At 60.2% G+C, this 23,438-nt stretch carries 16 protein-coding genes; 14 read left to right on the top strand and 2 right to left on the bottom strand.

Features of this window, described 5'->3' with window-relative positions:
- Positions 1-484 precede the first annotated feature (484 nt).
- From tssF to tssG, 8 genes are all read left to right on the top strand, one after another.
- Positions 485-2,386 carry a type VI secretion system baseplate subunit TssF gene (tssF, locus tag LMG28727_RS32395; protein ID WP_201646386.1) on the top strand — a complete coding sequence of 634 codons (1,902 nt, stop codon included), beginning with the start codon at positions 485-487 and terminating at the stop codon, positions 2,384-2,386.
- A 24-nt stretch (positions 2,387-2,410) separates the two neighbouring features.
- Positions 2,411-4,999 (top strand): type VI secretion system Vgr family protein, encoded by a 2,589-nt coding sequence (locus LMG28727_RS32400; protein WP_236592526.1) that lies wholly within the window; start codon positions 2,411-2,413, stop codon positions 4,997-4,999.
- A gap of 7 nt (positions 5,000-5,006) precedes the next feature.
- Positions 5,007-5,861, top strand: a complete 855-nt coding sequence (locus LMG28727_RS32405) for a DUF4123 domain-containing protein (protein ID WP_201646387.1) — start codon at positions 5,007-5,009, stop codon at positions 5,859-5,861.
- Entirely contained in the window at positions 5,858-8,416 is a 2,559-nt protein-coding gene (locus LMG28727_RS32410; protein ID WP_236592528.1) for a T6SS effector BTH_I2691 family protein, read from the top strand. Before LMG28727_RS32405 ends, LMG28727_RS32410 begins: the two co-directional genes overlap by 4 nt.
- A 1-nt stretch (position 8,417) precedes the next feature.
- Complete coding sequence (locus LMG28727_RS32415) at positions 8,418-9,383, top strand: DUF6708 domain-containing protein (RefSeq protein WP_201646388.1); 966 nt, start codon at positions 8,418-8,420, stop codon at positions 9,381-9,383.
- A 61-nt stretch (positions 9,384-9,444) separates the two neighbouring features.
- The gene (locus LMG28727_RS32420) at positions 9,445-9,702 is read left to right on the top strand and encodes a PAAR domain-containing protein (RefSeq protein ID WP_201646389.1); all 258 of its coding nucleotides are present in this window, start codon (positions 9,445-9,447) and stop codon (positions 9,700-9,702) included.
- Positions 9,699-10,997, top strand: a complete 1,299-nt coding sequence (gene tssL / locus LMG28727_RS32425) for a type VI secretion system protein TssL, long form (RefSeq protein ID WP_201646390.1) — start codon at positions 9,699-9,701, stop codon at positions 10,995-10,997. Before LMG28727_RS32420 ends, tssL begins: the two co-directional genes overlap by 4 nt.
- A 192-nt stretch (positions 10,998-11,189) precedes the next feature.
- Positions 11,190-12,269 carry a type VI secretion system baseplate subunit TssG gene (tssG, locus tag LMG28727_RS32430; protein WP_201646391.1) on the top strand — a complete coding sequence of 360 codons (1,080 nt, stop codon included), beginning with the start codon at positions 11,190-11,192 and terminating at the stop codon, positions 12,267-12,269.
- Between the two features lie 39 nt (positions 12,270-12,308).
- On the opposite strand, the gene LMG28727_RS32435 is transcribed toward tssG, so the two are convergent.
- Positions 12,309-13,181 (bottom strand): LysR family transcriptional regulator, encoded by an 873-nt coding sequence (locus tag LMG28727_RS32435; RefSeq protein WP_201646392.1) that lies wholly within the window; start codon positions 13,179-13,181, stop codon positions 12,309-12,311.
- A gap of 207 nt (positions 13,182-13,388) precedes the next feature.
- Between LMG28727_RS32435 and LMG28727_RS32440 the strand changes: the two genes are divergently transcribed.
- The 5 genes from LMG28727_RS32440 (at position 13,389) to LMG28727_RS32460 (ending at position 20,346) form a co-directional block, all read left to right on the top strand.
- Positions 13,389-14,711 carry an MFS transporter gene (locus LMG28727_RS32440; RefSeq protein WP_201646393.1) on the top strand — a complete coding sequence of 441 codons (1,323 nt, stop codon included), beginning with the start codon at positions 13,389-13,391 and terminating at the stop codon, positions 14,709-14,711.
- 70 nt (positions 14,712-14,781) lie between these two features.
- Complete coding sequence (locus LMG28727_RS32445) at positions 14,782-15,975, top strand: M20 aminoacylase family protein (protein WP_201646394.1); 1,194 nt, start codon at positions 14,782-14,784, stop codon at positions 15,973-15,975.
- A 41-nt stretch (positions 15,976-16,016) separates the two neighbouring features.
- Complete coding sequence (locus LMG28727_RS32450) at positions 16,017-17,126, top strand: M14 family metallopeptidase (RefSeq protein ID WP_201646395.1); 1,110 nt, start codon at positions 16,017-16,019, stop codon at positions 17,124-17,126.
- Positions 17,127-17,232: 106 nt separating this feature from the next.
- Positions 17,233-19,017, top strand: a complete 1,785-nt coding sequence (locus tag LMG28727_RS32455) for a gamma-glutamyltransferase family protein (RefSeq protein ID WP_201646396.1) — start codon at positions 17,233-17,235, stop codon at positions 19,015-19,017.
- A 75-nt stretch (positions 19,018-19,092) separates the two neighbouring features.
- On the top strand, positions 19,093-20,346 hold the full coding sequence (locus LMG28727_RS32460) for an MFS transporter (RefSeq protein ID WP_201646397.1): 1,254 nt from the start codon (positions 19,093-19,095) through the stop codon (positions 20,344-20,346).
- Positions 20,347-20,373: 27 nt separating this feature from the next.
- Here LMG28727_RS32460 and LMG28727_RS32465 read toward each other — a convergent pair whose 3' ends face one another.
- Complete coding sequence (locus LMG28727_RS32465; protein WP_201646398.1) at positions 20,374-22,740, bottom strand: DNA polymerase II; 2,367 nt, start codon at positions 22,738-22,740, stop codon at positions 20,374-20,376.
- A gap of 221 nt (positions 22,741-22,961) precedes the next feature.
- Between LMG28727_RS32465 and LMG28727_RS32470 the strand changes: the two genes are divergently transcribed.
- Positions 22,962-23,387, top strand: a complete 426-nt coding sequence (locus LMG28727_RS32470; protein ID WP_201646399.1) for a PRC-barrel domain-containing protein — start codon at positions 22,962-22,964, stop codon at positions 23,385-23,387.
- Positions 23,388-23,438: the final 51 nt, after the last annotated feature.

Genomic DNA, 23,438 nt, shown 5'->3' on the forward strand with positions numbered 1-23,438 from the left:
CGTGGGGCACGCCGGATAGGCCATCATTGAACATTACGGTGGGGAACCTGCGTTGCCCCTTACCGGCAGTTTCGATGCCGTTGCGAAGTTGGTCGAACTCGAAATCACGCCAGATGGGACGGGCCGCTCGCATGGAACAGCGAGGCCATTTCAGCCCGCTACCTCGAATCAAAAATCAGCATCGTTGCAGTCGATCAGGTCAGAGTCCGGTTGCAACGGAATTTGACAATTCTTCATACAATATATATAGATATCCCGCCCTATTTCCGATAGCCTGACGCCGGACATGCTGGAATAGGGATTCATGGAAGGAGATCAGGACTACGCAATTGGTCCGTGCCGTTGCTGTACGGATTCATGCAGAGGGTACGCAGCCGTGGCGGCTACGCGCGCCCGCATCGTTCAGTGCGCAGTCGGGCCCGCTCATCGTGAGGGTGAGGGTGAGGGTGTCGGCTTGCGACCGCGTATGAAAAGAGGCGCGTGAATGGACCCGCGCCTCCTGGAGCATTACACCCGCGAGCTGCGCTATCTGCGGGCGCTAGCCGCGGAGTTCGGTGCCGGGCATCAGAAGATCGCAAGACGTCTGGGCATGCAGGCGGGCGAGATTGGCGACCCCTATGTGGACCGCCTCGTGCAGTCGTCGGCCTTTGTGAACGCGCGCATGCAGATGCGCTTCGATGACGAATTCCCACGGCTCACCCAGGCACTGCTGTCCTGTGTCTATCCAAACTACCTGTCGCCCACTCCGTCTATTGCAGTGGCGCGGTTTTACCCGGGTGGCAAGGCAGGCGACCTGGTGTCCGGTCACCGCATCGCACGCGGCACCCTCGCTGCATCGAAGCTTTCCGACGGGGAGAAAACGGCCTGCCAGTTTCGTCTCTGTCACGACGTCACGCTGTATCCGCTCTTGATCGAAGCGGGGAAGCTGGGCGGCATTCCGCCGGATGTTCCTGGCATGGACCGCTTCGTGCCACCCCACCGGCGCGTGCGAGGCGCGTTGCGTTTGCGCATCCGCACGACCGGCGATGTGCCGATCGGGCGCCTGCAGGGACTGGACCGGCTACCTGTTTACCTGGCAGGCGACACGAAAACCGCATCGCATCTGCACGAGCTCATTCACACGGCCGCTGTTGCCACGGTGGTCGGCGAGCCTGGACGGTTCAGCGAGGCCGGCTACACATTTCACGCTGTCGCGTCGAATGCCGTAGTGCAGGAGGGAATTGGGCCTGACGAGAGCGTTCTGCCGCTTGCCTCGCGCAAATTTCTCGGCCACAACCTGATACACGAATATTTCGCGTGCCCGGAGCGATTTTATTTCTTCACGCTCGCCGGTCTGCAGGCTGGCCTGCGCAACATCAGCGGTTACGAAGCAGAGATCGTGATCCTGCTGGACCGTCCTGCGGGAGATCTGTCGGATCGGGTCGACGCGTCGATGTTCGCGCTCTTCTGCGCCCCAGTGATCAACCTCTTTCCCGTGCGTACCGAAAGCGTGCCGATCCGCGAAGGTAGCGCGGAAGTCCCTCTGGTCCCGGTCCAGAAAGCGCCGCTCGACTTCGAGTTGCACTCGTTGGACCTGGCACGCGGACAGGTCAGCGAAGAGTCGGAGGTGCTGGAATTCCGTCCGCTGCATCAGGCGCTGTTGCACGACGAAGGCGGTCACGGGCGTTACTTCACGGTGCGTCGCGAGCAACACCTTGCCACGACTCAGGGCCGCCGGTATGGCACGCTCTCGACGTACGTCAGCACGGAGTCCTTTCTGTCGCTCGTCGGCCCGGATGGACAGGCGTACGACAACGGAGAAGACGGCGAGATCCATTTCCTGTCGGTGGACGCATGGGTGACCAACCGCGATCTGCCCGGGCTGCTGCGCTGCAATGGCGTGCGTGACCTGGAAATGCGTCAGTCTGCGCCCGTTTCAAGTATCGGACTGATACGGCCACCCGGCAGGCCCAAGCCGCCGTTTGCCCAGGGCCTGAAGGCGTGGCAGTTGCTGATGCAGCTCGACATCGATCATTCGGTCTTCGACGACCGGTATGACGAGCCGCACCCCGGTGAAGGGTTGCGCAGTTTTCTGCGGCTGTATCTCTCCGATGACGCCGTCGCCCATCGCAGACAGGTCGAGAGTCTTATCGCCGCGACGCTCACACCGGTCAATCGCATCATCCCGAACCAGCAGCCACCGGTCGCGCGAGTACTCGAATGTGGGATCACGTTTGACGAAAGCAGCTTCGATGGCGTGAGCCCCTATGTCTTTGGTCTCGTGCTGGAGCACTACCTGGCCCGGCACGTCTCGATGCATTCGTACACGGCGACCGTGCTGGGTTCAAAGCAACGTGCGCGCATTGCAGAGTGGCCACCCCGTCCGGGTACGCGCAGCGTGGTGTAGGCACGCCCGCGCGAGGCGGGATCCATGTTTTCGCACGGCCAGGACCGTGCCTTTGCCGAGGAGAAGTCCCAGATGTTCAAACCGTTGCAGGCCCGGACCCTGAGCGTGGCGTCCGACGCGTTGCCTACCTGGGCTGGCGAGGCCGTGCTCATTCCCCAGCGCGTGCATGGCACCGAGGCCCTCGGCAATCTCTTTGATTACCGGGTGGAGCTGGCCACGCTGGACAGCCCGACATGCAGGCTGTCGGATGCCCAGCCGCTCCTCATTGCCGACCGGCTGATCGGCAAGTCCGTCACCATTTCGATCGAGTTCGAGGGTAACGGTACCTTCGTGCCGGGGTTACCCGGCAACCTGGGGGCCGCGAATGTCGGTGCCGGGGTGCGCACGATTACCGGCCTGATCACCGGGGTTTCAAGCACGGGCAGTGACGACCGCCGTGCGTACTACCAGTTCACGGTACGCCCCTGGTTGTGGCTGGCCACACAGAACTGCGAGAGCCGTATCTACCAGAACGTCAATGTCGTCGAGGTGACCGAGGCGATACTCAAGGGCGGGCAGTATCCGTGGCCCTGTGAACTGCGGCTGGGTGCCGTGGGCCTGAAAAGCAACGTCTATCCGCAGCGCGACTACGTCCGTCAATTCTGGGAAAGCGATTACGATTTTCTGACGCGAATCTGGCGCGAGTGGGGGATCTATTACCTGTTCGACGGGATGACGCTGGTACTTTGCGATTCGCCGGGTTCCCACAAGAAGCACCATAACGCGTACGACACGGTACGGTATCAGGCGCCCGGTGACCGGCGTATCGACGAAGAGCACATTCACCAGCTCAACGTCACGCGACAGATCACGGCCGGCGACGTCACGCTCAACGACTACGACTACACCCGCTCACTCGGCAGGTTCGACGTGAACCAGTCGCAGTACAGCAACGCGTCGTTCGACAACATCGAGCAGTACCACTGGGGCGAATACTCGCAGCCGCTCGCGGGTGCCATGGGCCTGTCTGGCGAACCCAACGACTATGACACCGAGGGCGCGTACCTCGCACGCGTGCGGGTGAACGCACTGCGTTGCCGGCGGCTGCGCGCCTATGGCTCGGGTAATCTGCGTGGCCTGACCACGGGCAAGACGTTCCGGCTGGAAGGGCATCCAGAGCGCGAAGTCAACGCGGAATATCTCGTGGTGTCGACCTCGCTCGAGGTCCGCAATCCGGACGAGATTACGCGCTCGCCGGGGGACCGGGCGCAGTATCAGTGCGTGATGGATTTCGTGCTGCAGCCGGCCAGTGCGTTCTTCAAGAACCGGCTGAGGAAGAAGCCGCAGGCGCATGCCGAAACCGCTGTGGTAGTTGGCCCCGCGAACCAGCCGGTGTGGCTCGATGGCTATGGGCGTACCAAGGTTTCGTTTCTCTGGGACCGGCGCAGCAGCCGGGATGAGAATTCGAGTTGCTGGGTGCGGGTGGGTCTGCCGTGGCACGGTGGGCCGCACAGCTTTATCGCGGTGCCGCGTGTCGGCGACGAGTTGACGATCGAGTATCACGAAGGCGATCCGGACAAGCCGTACATTTCGGCGAGCAAGGTCAACGAGTTCAACCCGCCGCCGTTCGAGCTGCCGAAGAACCGGGCGCTTACAGGGCTGGTGAGTCACAGTCTCGGAGGCAAGGGCCACAACTACGTGGTGACCGACGATACGTCAGGCCAGCAACAGGTCCAGGTCGCGAGCGATCAGGCCAGCTCGCGCCTCGTGCTCGGGTACAGCACCAGGATCGACTACGGCGTGGGGCGCCAGCAGGCAAGGGGGCTAGGCTGGGAGCTGGCCACGGACGCGTGGGGTGTGCTGCGTGCCAATCGGGGCATGCTGATTACCACGGAGGCCCGCAGCGGTGCGCAGGCCCCAGTCAAGGACATGGGCGAGACGGTGCAGCGCCTGACCCAGGCGCGTGATACCCACGAAAGCCTGGCAGAGCTGGCGCAGCAGAACAACGTACAGGACCAGGGCGCAGACCAGAGCGAGATCACGGCCGTCCTTAAGGCACAGAACGATGCAATCCGTGGTCGCGCGAAAAGCGGACCCAATGATTTCCCGGAATTTGCCGAAGCCCATGTCACGATCGCAAGTCCTTCTGGTATCCAGACGACCACGTCCGGTAGCACGCATATCGCCAGCGGCGAACACCTGGCGTTAACCACGGGCGATCACCTTGGCATTGCCGCTGGCAAGTCGTTGTTTGCGACGATTCGCGAGAAGCTGCGGATTTTTGTTTACCAGGCTGGCATCAAGCTGATTGCGGGCGCCGGCTCGATCGACATTCAGGCGCTCAGCGATGCCGTTAACGTTCTCGCGAAACTCAAGATTCATCAGAGCGCGCAACGTATCGAGATCTGGGCTGAGCAGGAGCTGTCGCTACGTGGAGGCAAGAGCTATATCACGCTGAACGATGGTGGCATCGAGAGTGGGACACCAGGCCAGTGGCAGTCGTATGCAGCAACCCATCAGATGCCGGGGCCAAAGAGCGGGCCCGGAGATGTGCCCGCTGCGCAACTCAAGATCTGCGAACTGAGCGCAACAAAGGCCACGGCCCAGCATGCCGCTATTGTGCCGCTTTCCTGAGGTCTCCATGCAAAGCCAGACACATATTGAGGCATGGGAGAGCAGCACGCATCTGCTGGCCGATCGACTTCTAATCCAGGACTGGCTGCGCGATCTGCCATGGCAGGTTGTAGCGCCCGAATTCCTGGCCCAGGAGGCACACCTGCTACCCGTGGTCCTTCAGCTTGACGAGCTTGAACCCCCGCACCGCAAAGAGGTGCAACAGCAACTCGCCATGAGCGATCCGTCGAAGGTTGCGCCAGCCATGCTGATTGGAAGCGATCTGAGCACCGGTGCGCTGGCACGGCAGCTTGCCCGACATGTGACGGTGACGCTTTCAGACGGATCGCATGCGCTGCTACGCCTGGCCGATCCCGAGGTTTTCATCCACCTGCTGTGGGTATTGCCGTTGCCGCACCTGGCTTCGCTCTGTGAGGCGGCAAGGCAGTGGTCAGTGCCACTCATGGGCGAATGGTTCGAGCTCCAGTTTGATAATCGTCCTGAACCTGCCTGGGACACGTTGTCAGAGGAGTCCTCGATCGCCCTGGTCAACGTTGGCCTGGTCAACGATGTGCTAGCTACCCTTCCCGAGCCAGGCGGCATCAAGGAACTCTGGCGCACCGGACAGCAGTGTAATCAGTGGCTCTGTACAGCGCAGACCCGGTTCGGGCTGACAGATGCCGCTGACTGCGTGGCATTCGCCCGCCATGGCGTGCTCCTTGGCAATGGCTTCACCCATCACCCAGTCCTTGCGCCCCATCTGGAAACGGCACGGGAAATTCCAGGGGCCTACGCTCAGCAGACCGCTCCCATCTCGCAGCGCGAGTGGAACCGCGTCATTGCAGACATCGAACAATCCAGCCAGAAACGGAACGCATCGTGACCAACACAAATTCCTCTCCGAATCCGCTTGCCCAGGCCATGGCAACCGCACAGGGCAAGTGCGAGTTTTGCGAAAAATCCGGCCTGGCGATTCTTCCAGTACGTCCGGCTGTCATGCGCCCTGATTCGGGTGCGCCACAGCTACCTCAGGCTCTGCGACCGACCGATGGTGAAGGAGGCAAGAGCCTGCTGCTTCAAGGTCCGGGGGCCCAATATACCGGGCGCGTCTTGCGTAGCGGGTATCTCTATGTCTACGACGAGCGTGGGACGTGGGACAAGTACTGGATTACCGAACAGGGCTACCTGATGAAGACGCCGGCGGACAAGCCCATCAATGCGGCCTATACCACGGGGCGGGAGCCATGCGACAAGACTGGACACAAGGAAATCGCGGCGTGCATTACGGTCAGCAATCCAAATGGTGCAGCACGTATCTGGATCGCGTACTCCGACGTCGAGTGGACTCCACGTGTGCTGAAGTCGAATCAGGACGAGGCATACCGCAAACGTCACATGCGCGTGTTTGATGTCAAGGCTTGGATGGACAGGCACAAGGATACGCACGCACAGACGCTCGATACTGTCGCGTCGGTGGTGGCGGAATATGCACCCAAAACTTCGGTCGAAAAGTTCGCGTTCTCTTCGTATCCGTTCCAGTCCCGCGCTTCAACAAAGGACAACCTGCTTGGCGCGGCCAGAACGCTGGGACCCGGACCTGGAGTCTTGCTGATGATTGACGATCCGGCGGGCATGGCTGCCGAGATTGGTACCCGTCTTGGCGAATTGCACCAGATGTTCATGGCGCTCGATGAACGCTCCCGGAAGACGGCTGTATCAACGGCAATCCTGAGCTTGCAGGGCGCGGTGTCGGATCGTGCCGAGCTCACTGAGATTGTGGCCGGCGATGAACTGGAAGCGGACAGCCACCTCGTGCCGGACGGCCTTGGACGCTTCACGTATGACCCCAATCCACCGAAGCTGCCGGAAACCGGAGCGTCCGATCTGCAGCGTGCGGCCAACAATTCGTGGACGAAGTACCTGAACGACTACAACGAACCCGCACGCAGCGCGTGGCAGAAGGAGTTCGACGGCGAGTACGACAGCTTTTGCAACAAGATGATTCTCCCCCTGGCGAAGTCTCATGCCGCGTGGATGGAGAGCGGGCTGATGTCAAACTACTTCGACTGCCACTATGACGGAGCGTCAGCAGACGTCGGTCTGGTCTACGCGCGCGTACTCACGACATGCATGCAGGGTACCGAACAGTTCAAGCCGTGTTCAGACCTGTACATCAAGTGGCTGAGTGGTACGTATTTCGATGAGAAAAACATCACGCTCCGCGCAATTGTGCTTAACCTTGAAACCAACAGGAAGAAACTGACCGATAGTCTCAAACCGGATGTCGCCTGGCAGGCCCTCGGGTGGGATTCGATGTTTGGTACCTTCAATAATTCGATCGACAAAGTCGCGGCGCAAGCACAAGAAGTGCTCGGCAGACTTCTGACCTCAATGGGTGGTTCGATTACCCACGTGTTGCAAAGCGCGATAGACGGGCCGGTGCGCCACGGGCTGGTTGCGCTGGGGATGGTCAGCCAGCGGCCGGTGGTCGCGGTGGAACTGAGCGGCTCGTACAAGGCGTTCCGAACTTCACTGATCCGCCAGTTGCTGAAATCAGCCGGCGTCAAGAAGATGAACGAAAACGCAATCCAGCGCGAAGTATCGCTGGCGTTGCGCCGACTGCAGATCCGTGGCGAGCCGATGGGCAAGCCCGTCTCCTCGAAATTTCTGGTGATGATCGACGAGGATACGATCCGGGGCATGCGAAAGGGATTGACCAAGAACGAACAGGCGAAGTGGATTTCCGGTTCGTTGCGTTCTGCGGAAGAAATTGAAAATCTGAATCTTTCTGCGTGGCGCGACCGTGTCAACGTTCCGGAGATGAGCGCGCACGTTGGAAAATCTCTGCCTTTTATTGGCAATGCGCTTGCAGGTTATTTCCAGTGGGCGGCCTACCAGAAGGTATCGACGGATCTGGCTGGATCGATGAAGGATGACGGGCTAGAGAATAAGACGAGGCTTGGCGCGGCCGTACTCGCCATTAGTGCGACTGTGGCGGACACCATTGCCCGATCGGCGGGAGCTCTGGCGGAAACGACGTTGAAGGCTGGGCGCGCTGCAGCTTTGCATGCGGCAGAGGAGATATTAGGAGTTGTTTCAAAAGCGCTGGGGATATTCGCAGCCGGCGTCAATGCAGCTTGGGATGCGAAGAATGCTAGAGAAGCCTATCAGCAGAAAAATTATGCATTGTCGATAACGCTTGGGATTTCGGCTCTGTCTGGCCTTGCTGCGGCAGGTTTCATCGTGGCAGGTCTTGTTATTCCAGCCATCGTCGCGACGCTCATCTTCATCGGTGCGGGTATCGTTGCCTCGTACCTTGCGGACGACAAGGTCGACAAGTGGCTCAAGCGCTGCTACTGGGGGGTACTCGATGCGAGGGACCGCTACCAGAACGCGGAAATGGAAATCAAGGAACTTTCTATCGCGACCGGGGGATGACATGGACTATACGGGGCTGTATGCAAAGAAATATCGGATCAACCGTAAACTGACAGTCGAGGAACGGTCTAGCCAGCTTCACCAAAATGAAAGGCTGGACATCACGCCGTTCTACAACCTTTCGGTGATCCGGATGAACTCGACCTACCTGGAATGCGTTGACCGGTGGTTTATTTATCGAGGCTCGATGACGGCAATCTGCTTGCTTTTCATCGCGTTTCCTGTCTCGATGATATTGGGTCCATTATTTATGTCGGAGCCGAGACATCTTATTCCGACAGCATCTGACTCCGGGTGGATGATGATTTGGGTCACTATTTCGATTCCATTCTGGCTTGCGATGGGATGGCTGCTTCTGAAGGAGTCGTTCCGTCACACCCACTTTCCAGTCCGCTTTAACTACCGGAACCGGATGGTGTACGTGTTCAAACCCAACGGAACCGTATTCAAGGCGAAGTGGCGGGACATCTTTTTCACGCTGGGGCGGTGTGAGCGAATGGCCGGCGCGCAGAACTGGGACATTCGTGGGCACGTGCTCGACAAGGATGGCGAAATTGTGCTCGACACCTTTGCACTCCCCGGCGACAACATCACGCTTAGTCAGTTGAAGCACGAGTGGGAATTCTTCCGCCGCTACATGGAGGATGGCCCAGCCGCAATCCACCGGGACGTCTTCTGGTGTCACGATATCGCCGAGCGACGCGAAACGTACAAAGCTGGACTCGTGACTTTGCTTTTTGCTTTAAACGGACAACCTATCGGACAGGTTCTGTTGTCGCCAATTTTCTTTGCCGCCTCGCTAGGCCGTTGGTTCGCAATGCGCACCAGCAAAATCCCGGTGTGGCCAGAAGACGTCGAGGCCCATTGCAAGTTCGATCAGAACGATCCATTTCTGCGTGATGCCTCAAACAATCCCGAAAAAATTCCGATGGAACCGCTCTCGGTTGCCAGAAGCCGCAGCGAATAGTTGGGGCGAACAGGTTTCCGCTCCATTCCACGAATCTTAGGTACTACATCGAAGGATTACCATGGCCCTTCCTGTTGCTGTCCTGGGAGACGGCACAGATCACGGCGGAACGGTTGTCACCGCCTCAGATACTCACACGATCAACGGCAAACCAATTGCCCGTCTGAATGATCTGGTCGACTGTCCGGAGCACGGCATCAACCGGATCACTGAAGCCCATCCGACTCTGACGGTTGGCGGAATTCGGGTGGCGCTTCATGGGCACCACACTGAATGTGGGTGTGCCCTCATCAGCAGTACCGTGGCGAGGGTAGGATGACAGATCGCGCCCAATTCCTGGGAGGCAAAGGCCGGGACGTAGCAACGGTCGAAGATGCTTCAACCCTGGCTGAGCGCGTCGACGCCGGATCCGGGGAAAGGAACTACACAATTCCGCCCGGTGAACCTTTTGCCCAGAGGCTTGCGAAGGTACGGGCAGCACAAAATCCACTGCTCGAAGCGGCGCGTCCGTTGCTGCGCGCGCAGGCCGACATACTCGACAAGCTCGACCGGGAGACCGGTGATCTGCTTCGCGAACTTATCAAGGATGAGCTGAAAGCATTCCAGAAGCTCTGTGAACAGGCGAACATCCGACGTGACCACATGCTGGGTGCGCGCTACTGCCTGTGTACGGCGCTGGACGAAGTGGCCATGGAGGCGTTACTCGCCAACCGTAGCCAGCAGAATGTCAATACGTGGTCAACGGATTCACTCGCCATCTTCGTCCACGAAGACAACAAGGGTGGCGACAAGATCTACCTGCTCGTCGCACGTCTATTGCAGGACCCGGACGAGCATCACGATCTGCTCGAAGTGATCTACCGCACCCTGAGTCTCGGCTTCGAGGGCCGTTACCGTCACGAGCGCAACGGCCATCGCAAGCACGAAGTCGTGCGGCAGCGCATCTACAACGAAATCATGACTCGACGTAGCCCAGCTCCCCCGGAGCTTTCACCGCACGCCGGAAGCGATGTATCGCCCAAACGCCAGTCGTTTTATGACTTCCCCGTGTGGATTACAGTCACCGCGCTGACGCTCATCCTGCTTGGCATGTGGGGCTACTCCAAGTACCAGCTCGTGATGCGAGCCGACGCTATCCAGAAGCAGATCGATGACATCGCGCGCATGACGCCGCCACCCGCGACACCGAAGCTGCACCTGAAGACGCTGCTGAAGAACGAGATCGCCGCAGGTATCGTGAGCGTGAACGAAGACGCGCAGCCCAGCGCGGTGACATTCCGCGGCGATTCGATGTTCCCGCCGGGCGGCGTTACGGTCAATGCCTCAATGGGACCACTGCTCGCGAAGATTGCTGCCGAGATCATCAAGGTGCCTGGCAAGGTCACAGTGCTGGGCTACACGGAGAACCTCCCGATCCACCGCCGCGCGTTTGCGTCCAATGACGCGCTGTCCGCCGAACGTGCCACCCAGGTGCTGCAGATGCTGCAGGCGGACGGCATACCCGCCAGCCGTCTCGAAGCTGCCGGCAAGGGCGAGGCCGACCCTGTTGCCGATAACCGCATGATGCAGGGCCGTGCACAGAACCGTAGGGTTGAAATCCATGTCTCGGAGTGACCCAGGCGCAGCAATGACATGGTATGCAGGCCGACGCCAGCAGATGGTCGTGCCGTTCTTTCGAGACCCGGCTGTGTATGTTGTCGTTGCGCCCGAATCGCCCGAACACACGTGCGTCGCCTATGAGCAGCATTGCTGGTGGGCCGGTCATACACGGTTTTCTGTCTTGGTCGTGACGGGCGAGGTGATCTGATGGAGCGTGCAGCACGACAGGACGCAGTCCTCTTTGAAGGGATACTGTCACTGGCGTTGCTTGAGCATCTGCAGGCCGAGCCCTGGCGGTACGGCTTCCTGTCGATGATGCGTCGTATCGGCGCGAATCCGGCGATTGATCCGATCGGTACCGCCGCGTTGCCCAATGCAGAACCTTTCCGCCTGGGCCAGCGGCCGAGCCTCGTGTTTGCACCGCGTGAGATCGCGGATGCCTCCGTGAAAGACGGCAAGCTGCACATGCGTCTCTTCGGCCTCGGCATGCTGGGACCGAATGGGCCGCTGCCGATTCACGTGACGGAGATCGCGCGTGAGCGTGAGGAACATCGGCGGGATGCAACGCTCAGCAATTTTCTCGATATCTTCCATCACCGGTCGCTGACGCTGCTGTACCGCGCGTGGGCAACGGCGCAATCTGCAGCAAGTCTCGACCGGCCCGGGCATGACCGGTTTTCTCTCTACGCCGCCTGTCTTTCAGGCTATCCGCTCAGGCAGAACCGGCCGTGGCCGCTGCCCGCGCACGCGCGCCTGTCGGCGGCGCCGCATCTCTCGCGCGAGGCGCGCAATCCCGACGGGCTGCGCAACGCACTCGCCCATTATTTTGGCGTGCCAGTCAGGATCGACGAGTATGTCCTCCACTGGATGGCGCTGGCGGCTGATAACTGCTGTGTCCTGGGCGAGCATCGGGCATCGTCGTTCATGGGCTCAGGAGCCGTGATGGGTGAACACGTGCCGGACCGCCAGTACCGCTTTCGCATCGTGATCGGTCCGCTGGATGTTGAGGACTATCACCGCTTCACGCCCCAGGGGGCAGACCTGTTGCGGCTGATCGAGTGGGTGCGTGCGTTCGTGAGCGAAGAGTTCGACTGGGAACTGGAGCTGCAGATCAAGCCGCGGAGCGCGCCTCCTGCAGTGCTGGGTGGTCCGCAGCAACTCGGCTGGTCCGGCTGGATGGGGCAGTCACCTTCACCCGAACCCATTACGGGGATGCGCTTCGAGCCGGAGCGCTACGTGCAGCAGTTACGGCAGAACGCAGCGAGGCAGGAAAGGAACGAACCATGAGCAACAACCGGAAGAAGAGCCAGGATAAGCCGGATCCGCTCAGACCATCTCCGTCAAATGCCGCACAATCGCCGCTGTCACGGCCATCTTGCCGTGCTGCGCGCGCTCCAGCATCCCCACATCGCGCCTCGCGTCGCTCTGAGGCAGCGGCAACACACGCAATGCGTCGTCGCGCGTCCACGAAGATCGCTTGAGCAGCGGCACCACCGCGACGCCAATACCCTGACGCACCAGTTCCGCAATCCCTTCGAGCGAGTTGAGTTCGAGAAATTCGTTGACCTTGAAACGCTGCTTGCGGATTGCACGGTCGATGACGACGCCGGTTCGTTGGGTCCGGTCGAAGCGCAGGAAGCGTTGTGTCTTCAGCAACTCCGGCACCGACGCGGGAACCATATTGGCGTTGGCGAGCAGCACGATGGGTTCTGAATAGACGGGGGTCCATTGGACGCTGGCCGGGCGGCGGCCTGGCGTGTCGATGATCACCGCTGCGTCGATCTCGCCCGCATCGACGCGCGCGGCGAGGTCGACGGATTTTGCCGCCATGATTCGCACGTCGAGATTCGGGCGCGCGATTTTCAGATGGGCTGCCGCTTCGGCGAGCGCGCCCACCACCGACTCGATCGCACCGATCGACACCGGCCCGACATGCTCTTCGAGCCCGCCGGCGGTCATCTTCATTGCCTCATATAGCGACAACAACTGCTGTGCATGCGGTAGCAGGCTTTTGCCCATTGCATTGAGCATGACCGAGCGGCCGCAGCGGTCGAAGAGTTCGTGTCTGAACTCGGTTTCGAGTGCGCGCATTTGCATGCTGACCGCCGACTGCGTCAGCGCCATCTGCTCGGCGGCCACCGCAAATGACCCGTGACGCGCAACGGCGACGAAGGTTCGGAGAAAACGAATGGTGCTCAAAGTCGACCTCTCATACATCAAATATTTTGAAGCGAAGTACAAGAAATTTTAGGCTTTCTTTGATGATTGCGGCTATGGACAATGGACAGACGAAAGACGAGTCCGTATCAGGCACAAGGCATGGCGGCGGCCCGGCAGATTTGCGATGTTATTGGGCTGCCTGAATCCCCCTAAAAACAACGAGTTGCCGTGCTCAAGGAGACGTAAATGGATGTATCCGTTCGACGACGCCAATCTGATGTGCTGTCTGCCGGCGCCCCAGCCGCCACGCGAATCAACGCACGAGTGATCGTGGTGGCCACGATCGGCAACGCGCTGGAGTGGTTCGACTTCACGGTCTTTTCGTTCTTTGCCGCGATCATCGCGAAGCAGTTTTTCCCGAGCGATAACCCCACCGCGTCGCTGCTGGCGGCGTGGACAACCTTCGGCGTGGGCTTTCTGACAAGACCGCTTGGCGGGATCGTTCTCGGCAACTATGCGGACCGCCACGGACGCAAATCCGCGCTGATGGTCACGATTTCGTTGATGGCGGTCGGTGTCGGGATCATCGCCTTCGCGCCGACCTACGCGCAGATCGGCATCTACGCGCCGATCCTCATGCTGATCGGCCGCTTCTTGCAAGGCTTTTCCGCTGGCGGCGAGGTAGGCAGCGCGACTGCATTTCTGGTCGAACATGCGCCGGTGGAACGGCGCGGCGTGTACGGCAGCTTCCAGATGATCAGCCAGGCGTGCAGCATGCTGCTCGGCGCGCTGACCGGCGTGGCACTGACGCGCATCCTGAGCGCGGAGCAACTCGATCAGTTTGGCTGGCGCATTCCGTTCATGCTCGGATTGCTGATCGTGCCGGTGGGACTCTACGTGCGTTCGAAGCTCGATGAGTCGCCCGTTTTCATCCGTCACACGAAACGCCTGCCGACCGCGAAGTCGCCATTTTTCGAATCGATCCGGCACTGGCGGGCGATTTTCGCCGGTTTCGGTCTGACGGTGTACGGCACGATCGGCACGTACATCTTCTATTACTACATGCCGAGTTACGCGACCCGGTCGCTGGCTATCCCATTTGCGGACAGCGTCATTGCGTCGTGTTGCGCGGCGCTCGCGTATATCGCCGCGACGTTCGCGTCGGGGATGATGTCGGACGTGATCGGCCGGAAAAAGCCCATGCTGGTTTCCACGATCCTCAGTCTGCTGATCTCGTGGCCGCTGTTCGCGCTGCTGACCCGTCATCCGACGCTGCCGGTGCTGATTCTGGTGCAGTGCTGCCTGATGGCATCGCTCGGTCTTTTCCAGGGATCGTACTGCGCATTCGTCTGCGAACTGTTTCCGTCGCATGTGCGTTCGACCGGGATGGCCATGGGTTACAACTTTGCGGTGATGATCTTCGGCGGCTTCGCGGGTGCGATTGCCACGCTGTTGATCAAATTGACCGAAGACAAACTCGCAGTTGTCTACTACGGGCTATTCGGCTGCGTGATCGGATTAGTCACGATTGCGCAACTGAAGGACCGGTCGAAGCAGGCTCTCATGTAATCGATCAAACGTGATCACTGATGTCGCGCGTTTCGCGCCTCACACCATTGCCGATAAAGAAGGAGCATTCATGAAAATCATCCCCGAGATCAGCCACGCCAAAGCCGAAATCCAGGCGATTCGCCGCGATATTCATGCGCACCCGGAGCTTTGCTACGAAGAGAACCGTACTGCCGACGTCGTCGCGCAGAAGCTCGAATCGTGGGGAATCGAAGTCACACGCGGGCTCGGCAAGACAGGCGTGGTCGGCGTGTTGCGCAATGGCTCCAGCCGCAAATCGATTGGTCTGCGTGCCGACATGGACGCGCTTCCGATCCAGGAACTCAACGCGTTTGAGCATGCGTCACAGCACGCCGGCAAGATGCACGCGTGCGGCCACGACGGCCATACCGCGATGCTGCTCGGCGCGGCGCAGTATCTGTCGCAACATCGCAATTTCGACGGCACGGTGGTGTTCATTTTCCAGCCGGCCGAAGAGGGCGGTGGCGGCGCGAAGGCGATGATCAAGGACGGCCTGTTCGAACGTTTTCCGGTAGACGCGGTGTTCGCGCTGCACAACTGGCCCGGCATGCCCGCCGGCGAATTCGGTGCGCGCGTCGGTGCGACTCAGGCGTCGAGCAATGAATTCCGGATTCAGGTGAAGGGTGTCGGCGCTCACGCGGCGATTCCGCACAATGGCATCGATCCGGTATTCACTGCGATGCAGATCGGCACCGGTTTGCAGAGCATCATGACGCGCAACAAACGCCCGATCGACGCTGCGGTGCTGTCGATCACGCAGATCAACGCGGGCGCAGCCGTCAACGTGATTCCCGACACGGCGACACTGGCCGGCACGGTGCGCACGTTCTCAGTGGAGGTGCTCGATCTGATCGAAAGCCGCATGAAGCAGCTGGCCGAAGCAACCGCGCTCGCTTACGGATGCAGTGTCGAGTTCTCGTTCCGGCGCAACTATCCGCCGACCGTCAACACCGAGAAGGAAACGCACTTCGCGCTGGGCGTGATGCAGGACATCGTCGGCAACGATCATGTGGAAACGAATATCGACCCCACGATGGGCGCCGAAGATTTCTCATTCATGCTGCTCGAAAAACCGGGCTGTTATGCGTACATCGGCAACGGTCATGGCGATCACCGCGACCACGGTCATGGTCTCGGCCCCTGCATGCTGCACAACACTAGCTATGACTTCAACGACGACGTGCTGTCGCTCGGCTCGACCTACTGGGTGCGTCTGACCGAATCGTTTCTGACGCCCGCGTAATCTTCCGGCCATTTGCAAACACCTGCTCGACGGGCACACCTATGAACGAAGCGCAGTATTTTTCATCGTCCTATGCGAACGCCCGGGAGCGGTATTTGCAGGCTGCCGCCGCGATTCAGGCACCAGTTGAAAGGCATGTGATACCCGGCTACCAGGGACTGGAAGGGGAGGACCTGTCTACCGACGTCGTGCGGCTCGGCCCCGGCAGTGCGCGGCGTCTGCTCGTTCTGACGTCGGGCACGCATGGGGTGGAAGGGTTTTGTGGCTCGGCCGCGCAAATCGCGTTGCTGCGTGACCGGTCGCTGCACGCGTTGCTCGACCAGCTGGATGTCGCGATCCTCGTGGTTCACGCTATCAATCCCTATGGCTTCTCGCATCTGAGCCGCACGAATGAAGATAACGTCGATCTGAACCGCAACAGTATCGATTTCTCGGGGCCGTTGCCGCTGCCGGTCAATCCCGCGTATGACGATCTGCACGCACTGCTGGTGCCGCCGAGCTGGCCGCCATCGGACAAAAATGCGCGGGCGATTGCTGACTACATTTCGCAGCGCGGCGAGCGGGCTTATCAGCAGGCGCTGACGATTGGCCAGTACCGCCATGCCGACGGAATGTTCTTTGGCGGTGATCGTTCCGTGTGGAGCACGCGGCTATTGCAGAGGCTGTTCGAGCAGCACGGTTCTGCGTGTGACAGCATCGGCTGGATCGACTTTCATACGGGACTGGGTCCATACGGACACGGCGAAAAGATCTGCGTGGGCCAGCTTGGCAGTGACGAATTGCGGCGTGCGCGCAAGTGGTGGGGTGCCGACGTGACAAGTCCACTCGACGGCACGTCGGTGGCGGCGAACGTGGCGGGTCCGGTACTCGATACGCTGCGGCGAACCTGCACGCATGCCGACACCACGGCAATCGCCATCGAGTACGGCACGGTTCCGCTGGTCGATATGTTGCACATGCTGCGTGCCGATGCGTGGCTGCGCCGGCATCCGCACGCAGAGAAACAATATGTCGACGCAATTCACGATGCCGTGCGTGAGGCGTTCTACTGCAATGACGATGTCTGGCGAGGGCTGATTCTCGGTCAGGCACGCGTGGCGATTCTGCAGGCGGTTACCGGTCTGGCGCGCGAAGCGGCGCGCGACGCGTGATTGAAAAGGGGGTACAGTGCGCCCTCAAACCGATTGAAGCGGGTTTTGTTCTGTATGAGTGTCGACGCTGGGCAGCGTAACCAGTCGTCGGGGAAAGGAGTCGCGCATGTCATTTACAACTCGTCCGGAATTGATCGGCACATTCGGTATGGTGGCCTCGACGCACTGGCTGGCAAGTGCATCGGCAATGGCCGTGCTGGAAAAAGGCGGCAACGCATTCGACGCAGCGGCCGCAGCCGGCTTCGTTTTGCAGATTGTCGAACCGCATCTGAACGGTCCGGGTGGAGAACTGCCGGTCGTGTTCTATAGCGCGCGCGAAAAGCGTGTGCGCGTGTTATGCGGACAGGGTGTCACGCCCGCCACGATGACGATTGCGCGTATGCGCGAACTGGGGCTCGACGTCGTTCCTGGTACGGGGCTGCTGCCTGCGGTCGTTCCCGGCGCATTCGGCGGCTGGATGGCGATGCTGCGCGACTACGGGCAACTGCCGCTCGAGGACGTGTTGAGCTACGCCATCGGTTACGCGGAAAACGGCTATCCGGTACTGCCGCGAATGACATCGTCGATTCTCGCCATCAAGGACTTTTTCCGGACCGAGTGGCCCACTTCGGCCGAACAATGGCTGCGCAATGGCGATGCGCCGATGCCCAACCAACTGTTCGCCAATCCCGCAATCGCCGAGACCTATAAGCGTATTCTGCGAGAAGCGAAGACCCACGGTGACCGCGCCGCGCAATGCGAACATGCGCGCGAAAGCTTCTACCGTGGCTTCGTGGCAGACGCGATTGATCAGTACTTTCGTTCGACACCGGTACTCGATACGTCGGGCCAGCGTAATCATGGCTTGCTCAATGCGGACGATCTGGCGCGTTGGGAGCCGTCGTACGAAGAGTCAGTGTCGTACGACTACGAGGGCTTTCGCGTTCACAAGACGGGGCCGTGGGGGCAGGGGCCGATGTTCCTGCAACAGTTGGCGCTATTAAAAGGCTTCGACCTCGCGGCAATGGACCCTGCTGGGCCGGAGTTCGTCCACACGGTCATTGAATGCTCAAAACTCGCCTTTGCCGACCGCGAAGTGTTCTACGGCGACCCGCTGTTCGCCCATGTGCCGATGGAAACGCTGCTGGGCGACGCGTATAACGATGAGCGCCGCCGGTTGATCGATCCCGCGCGTGCGTCGTTTGAATTTCGTCCTGGCACGCTCGGCGACAGTGAACAGCGTGCGGCGAAGATCGTCGCCCACGCCGGCAGGCAACAGTCGGGCGGTTTCGGCCAAGGCGAGCCGACTTACGCGCCGTTGCCTGAACTGCGCGGCGACACGGTTCATCTGGATGTCGTCGACCGCTGGGGCAACATGGTCTCGGCAACGCCATCGGGTGGCTGGCTGCAGGCATCGCCGGCAGTACCGGGTCTTGGCTTTAACATCACCACGCGCGCGCAGATGTTCTGGATGGAAGAGGGCTTGCCATCGTCGCTGGGTCCGGGCCGCCGCCCCCGCACCACGCTGTCGCCGACCCTCGTTACGCGCGACGGCATGCCTTACGCCGCGTTCGGTACGCCAGGCGGCGACCAGCAGGACCAATGGTCGATGCAGCTTTTTCTGCGGCACGTGCATGCCGGCATGAATCTCCAGGCGGCCTCCGAAGCGCCTTCATTCCAGACGGCCCATTTTCCGGGTTCGTTTTATCCACGAGCGATGCAATTGGGCAAGATGTCCGCCGAGTCCAGCTTTCCGCAGAGTACGCTGGCAGAGTTGCGCTCGCGTGGCCACGACCTGAGCGTCACCGAACCGTGGTCACTGGGCCGGGTCTGCGCGGTCGGAATCAGAAACGGTCTGATGCGTGGCGCGGCAACGCCTCGTCAGATGCAGGCCTATGCGGTGGGGCGATGAGTTTCGCCGACTGCCTGTTCTATTTGCCATCAAGCGCCGTAATGCAATCTCCGCCGATCCTGACGCGTCCCTGAAATGACCACGACCCACACGATAACCAAGCCTCCGGCGATTCAAACCTCAGCGTTACAAAGCCGCTGGTTGCTGGTCTTCATACTCGGCTATTTCGCGCTGATCGCCGACGGCGCCGACGTGATGATGTACGGCCTCACGCTCACGCGCATCAAGGAAGAATTCGGGCTGACCAATGTCGAATCTGGCGCACTGGGCGGTTTGACGTTGGTCGGCATGGCAATTGGCGGAATTGCCGGCGGCTGGGCGAGCGACCGGCTGGGCCGCGTGCGGGTCGTCGCGTGGGCGCTCGCGCTGTTCTCTGTTGGCGCGGGGCTGCTGGGTTTCACGCACAACTTTGTCGAATTCGCGGCGGTGCGCTTCATCAGTGCGTTGGGCATCGGCTGCATGGTGCTGGTGACGACGCTGGTGGCCGAATACGTCCCCACGGAACGGCGCTCGCTGATTCTCGGCGTATTGCAGACCGGCATTTCGGCGGGCTACATCGTCGTGATTGCACTGAGCAACTGGATTTTGCCGCATTACGGCTGGCGTACGCTGTACTACCTGTCCGCGTTGCCGGTGCTGCTGGCGCTGGTCATCAAATTCGCCGTACCCGAACCGGCAAGCTGGCAGGCGAGCCTGATCGCTTCCCTCGACAGGGTGCGTGGATTCGCCGGTACGCGCTATTTTCAGATCTTCAGTCAACCGCAATCGCGAACGCTGTTCATCTTATGGACCGTGGCGTCCGTTTTCTTTCTTTCCGGGTTTTATGGGCTGAACAACTGGCTGCCGACCTATCTGGAAAAAGAACTGCATATGAAGTTCAGCACGATGGCCGGCTATATGATCGGAACCTACGTGGTGGCCTTTATCGGCAAGATCATTGCCGGCTGGCTAGGCGACCGCTGGAGCCGTCGCGGTGTCTATGTGCTTGGCTGCGCTGGCGCAGCGCTTTTTCTGCCGGTGATCATCTTCTGGCATACGCGCGAGAACATTATTTATCTGATGCTCGTGTTCGGCTTTATGTATGGTGTGCCATTGGGTACGGCCGGCACGTTCATGAGCGAGAGCTTCACTACCTCGATTCGCGGTACGGCAGTGGGCGGGTCTTATAACCTCGGCCGTTTCTGCTCGGGTGCGGCGCCGATTGTGATCGGTTTCGTTGCGACCCAGTTTTCCATCGGCATCGGCTTTCTGATAGTCGGCGCCGTGTTCTTTCTGAGTGGTGTCACCGCGATCTTCATTCCGGATCGTCTGTATGACACGCAGCAATAAGCGGGATGCCAGTCGAACAGCACGCGGCTAGAACAATTGTCGTTGACCCGACATCAGCGTCGTAAAGTCGTCGCGCAATAACGGCAGGATGGCATCGGCAACGGGTTGTAATTGCCGCGTCAAATAGTGTTCGTAGTCGATAGCGGAGCGCAGCGTTTCCAATGGCTCCGGTCCCGCAACGGTCATGACGTAGCTGATCCAGCCGCCGTTCTGGTATTGCAGCGGGCGTCCTTGTTGCCGGTTGAACTCGTCGGCAACGCGCGCCGCCCGTACGTGGGGCGGGACGTTGCGCTCGTAGTCACCGAGCGATCTGCGCAGACGCTTGCGATACACCAGTTGCTCGTCGAGCTTGCCAGCGAGCGTGTCGCGCACATAGTCGCGGACATAATCCTGATACGGCTGCTGCTTGAAAATGCGCTTATACAGTTCCTGCTGAAATTGCTGGGCGAGTGGCGTCCAGTCGGTGCGTACGGTTTCGAGTCCTTTGTAGACGATCTCTTCGGTGCCGTCCGGCAGAACGGTGAGGCCCGCATAGCGTTTCTTGCTGCCTTCTTCGGCGCCGCGAATGGTTGGCATGAAAAAACGCTGGTAGTGCCGTTCGAATTGCAATTCCAGTGCGCTGTCGAGTTCGAATCGTTCCTGCAGATTCTGCCGCCACCATCCATTGATACGCTCGACCAGCGCGCGGCCGATACGACCCGCATCGTCGTCGCTATGCGCATGTTTCAGCCAGACGAACGTCGAATCCGTGTCGCCGTAGATCACTTCATAACCTTCAGCCTGAATCAGCTCACGTGTGGTGTGCATGATTTCGTGGCCGCGCATGGTAATCGAAGACGCAAGACGCGGGTCGAAAAAGCGGCACCCGGTGGAGCCCAGCACGCCATAAAAGGCGTTCATGATGATCTTCAACGCCTGTGATAAAGGCTTGTTGTTCTCGCGTTTTGCTGTTTCGCGCCCTTGCCAGACCTGTCCGACAATTGACGGCAAACAATGGCTGACGCGCGAAAAGCGTGCGCCGAGAAAGCCTGGTACCGAGTGCTCGTCATCCGGTTGCAGCATGCCTTGCACGAGGCCGACCGGGTCGATCAGAAACGTGCGGATAATCGACGGATACAGGCTCTTATAGTCGAGTACCAGCACCGAGTCATAGAGGCCCGGCCGCGAATCCATCACGAAGCCGCCTGGGCTGGCGGCGCCGGCCACGTCGCCGAGATTGGGCGCGACGTAACCGAGCCGGTGCATGCGCGGCATGTAGAGGTGCGTAAACGCCGCAACCGATCCGCCGCTGCGATCCGCAGGCAAACCGGTCACACTGGCACGCTCCAGTAGAAACGGCAATAACTCGGTCTTCGCAAAAATGCGCGTGACGAGTTCGCAGTCTTTCAGGTTGTACTGGGCGAGGGCGGGTTTGTCTTCATCGAAACGGCGCTGGATTTCGTCCATGCGCTGATACGGATTGTCGATCGACTTGCCTTCGCCCAACACCGAGCGCGCGACATATTCGAGGCTGAACGAAGGGAAGCTCCACGTCGCCGACCGCAGTGCTTCAATACCGTCGATGATCAGCCGTCCCGCTGCGCCCGCAAAAAAATGATTCTGCGTAAGACCATGCTCGCGCCATTCCATTACTGCACCGCCGCGCCCGAGCCGTAGCGGTACGCGATATTGTTCGGAATGCTGCTGCAGCACGCGCAAATCGAACTGCACCAGATTCCAGCCGATGATGGCATCGGGGTCGTGCTGCTCCATCCAGGTGTTCAGCTTCTCGAGCAACTGGGCGCGGGTTTCGCAATAGTCGAGTGCGAAGTCGACGGCACTTGCGTCGCCATTCGGTGGTCCCAGCATGTAGACCTGACGCTGTCCGCATCCTTCGAGCGCGATCGAATAAAGCTCGGCGTGCGCGCTGGTCTCGATGTCGAGCGACACCAGCTTTAACGGCGGGCGATAACCCGAGGCGGGCTTCAATTCGCTGTTCAACAAGGGGCCGTTCTTCTGCGGCTCGCCGCCGAACCACACGGGTGCGGTGATGAATCGCTCCATCATGTAGCGCTCGGGCGGGAAGATGTCGGCCTCGTAGACATCGACACCGCCGTTTTTCAGGCGCTTTTCGAGGCCGGTCAACTGCCGGTACTGTGGACAGTAGAGCCCCATGACCGGCCGCTGCTGAAAGTCGCGCAGTTCAAGCAGCCGCAGATCGAGCGGGGCTTCGCGGCGCAGGATAGTTTCGGCGCGCTCGCGATGTTCGACAGGAACGAAAGCCACTGAAGGTTGGGGGCGCAGACGGATGTGCCGGGGCCCGCCGTCCGTTGCCAGCCAGAAATCTACCTCGGTGCCGGCGGGCGTGTCCCGCCAGTGTCGGGTCAGAATGAAGCCCTGCTCAAGTTCTGTCAAACCACCACCTCTAAACAGGCACTATCGCCCGGTGCGATTTTACCGCTTGCGGGATGGGCGGGCAGCGCGATCAAAAGCGTCAATGGCTCGTGCCGATGCGCGCATTCATGTGAAGGCGACCTGACTGCAGCCGCGCCGCACAGTCTGTATGATCGTGCTGCAACGATTCGTAGCGCGCACAGTATGCGTCAGTCAAACCTGTCAGGAATGGAGTGAATGAAATGACGTTGGGCAAATTATTTGTTGTCGTCGCGGTAGCTGCAACCAGCATGAGTGCTCATGCGCAAGTCGCCGGCACGCAGCCGTTGAGCGTCACAGTCGAACAGTCCAACGCGCTGTTGAGTGGTTGGAGCGTGAAGAAGAGCATCCTCGGCAAGGCCGTATACAACGACCAGAACGAGAAGATCGGTACGGTTCGCGATCTGGTGGTCGCGCCGGACGGATCGCTGTCGGCAGCAATCGTGTCTGCGGGCGGTTTCCTCGGCGTGGCGTCGCATGACGTCGCCGTGCCGATCGCCGCACTGGACCTTCGTGGCGGCAACTTCTATCTGGCTGGCGCGACGAGAAATGCGTTGAAGGCCACGCCTCAGTTCCAGTACAACAAGGTTCAGGCGCCGCCGAAGCCGAAGAAGGTCGCGGATCAGTAAGCGCACGAATAACGGTTAGCGGTTTCGAGGCCTTGAAACGAGGCCTCGTTC

Source organism: Paraburkholderia metrosideri, from assembly GCF_904848625.1.
Taxonomy (GTDB): Bacteria; Pseudomonadota; Gammaproteobacteria; order Burkholderiales; family Burkholderiaceae; genus Paraburkholderia; species Paraburkholderia metrosideri.

Bases quoted from the DNA above. Each gene is read 5' to 3' on its own strand.
- tssF (WP_201646386.1), top strand. From the start codon at position 485: ATGGACCCGCGCCTCCTGGAGCATTACACCCGCGAGCTGCGCTATCTG.
- LMG28727_RS32400 (WP_236592526.1), top strand. From the start codon at position 2,411: ATGTTTTCGCACGGCCAGGACCGTGCCTTTGCCGAGGAGAAGTCCCAG.
- LMG28727_RS32405 (WP_201646387.1), top strand. From the start codon at position 5,007: ATGCAAAGCCAGACACATATTGAGGCATGGGAGAGCAGCACGCATCTG.
- LMG28727_RS32415 (WP_201646388.1), top strand. From the start codon at position 8,418: ATGGACTATACGGGGCTGTATGCAAAGAAATATCGGATCAACCGTAAA.
- LMG28727_RS32420 (WP_201646389.1), top strand. From the start codon at position 9,445: ATGGCCCTTCCTGTTGCTGTCCTGGGAGACGGCACAGATCACGGCGGA.
- tssL (WP_201646390.1), top strand. From the start codon at position 9,699: ATGACAGATCGCGCCCAATTCCTGGGAGGCAAAGGCCGGGACGTAGCA.
- tssG (WP_201646391.1), top strand. From the start codon at position 11,190: ATGGAGCGTGCAGCACGACAGGACGCAGTCCTCTTTGAAGGGATACTG.
- LMG28727_RS32440 (WP_201646393.1), top strand. From the start codon at position 13,389: ATGGATGTATCCGTTCGACGACGCCAATCTGATGTGCTGTCTGCCGGC.
- LMG28727_RS32445 (WP_201646394.1), top strand. From the start codon at position 14,782: ATGAAAATCATCCCCGAGATCAGCCACGCCAAAGCCGAAATCCAGGCG.
- LMG28727_RS32450 (WP_201646395.1), top strand. From the start codon at position 16,017: ATGAACGAAGCGCAGTATTTTTCATCGTCCTATGCGAACGCCCGGGAG.
- LMG28727_RS32455 (WP_201646396.1), top strand. From the start codon at position 17,233: ATGTCATTTACAACTCGTCCGGAATTGATCGGCACATTCGGTATGGTG.
- LMG28727_RS32460 (WP_201646397.1), top strand. From the start codon at position 19,093: ATGACCACGACCCACACGATAACCAAGCCTCCGGCGATTCAAACCTCA.
- LMG28727_RS32470 (WP_201646399.1), top strand. From the start codon at position 22,962: ATGACGTTGGGCAAATTATTTGTTGTCGTCGCGGTAGCTGCAACCAGC.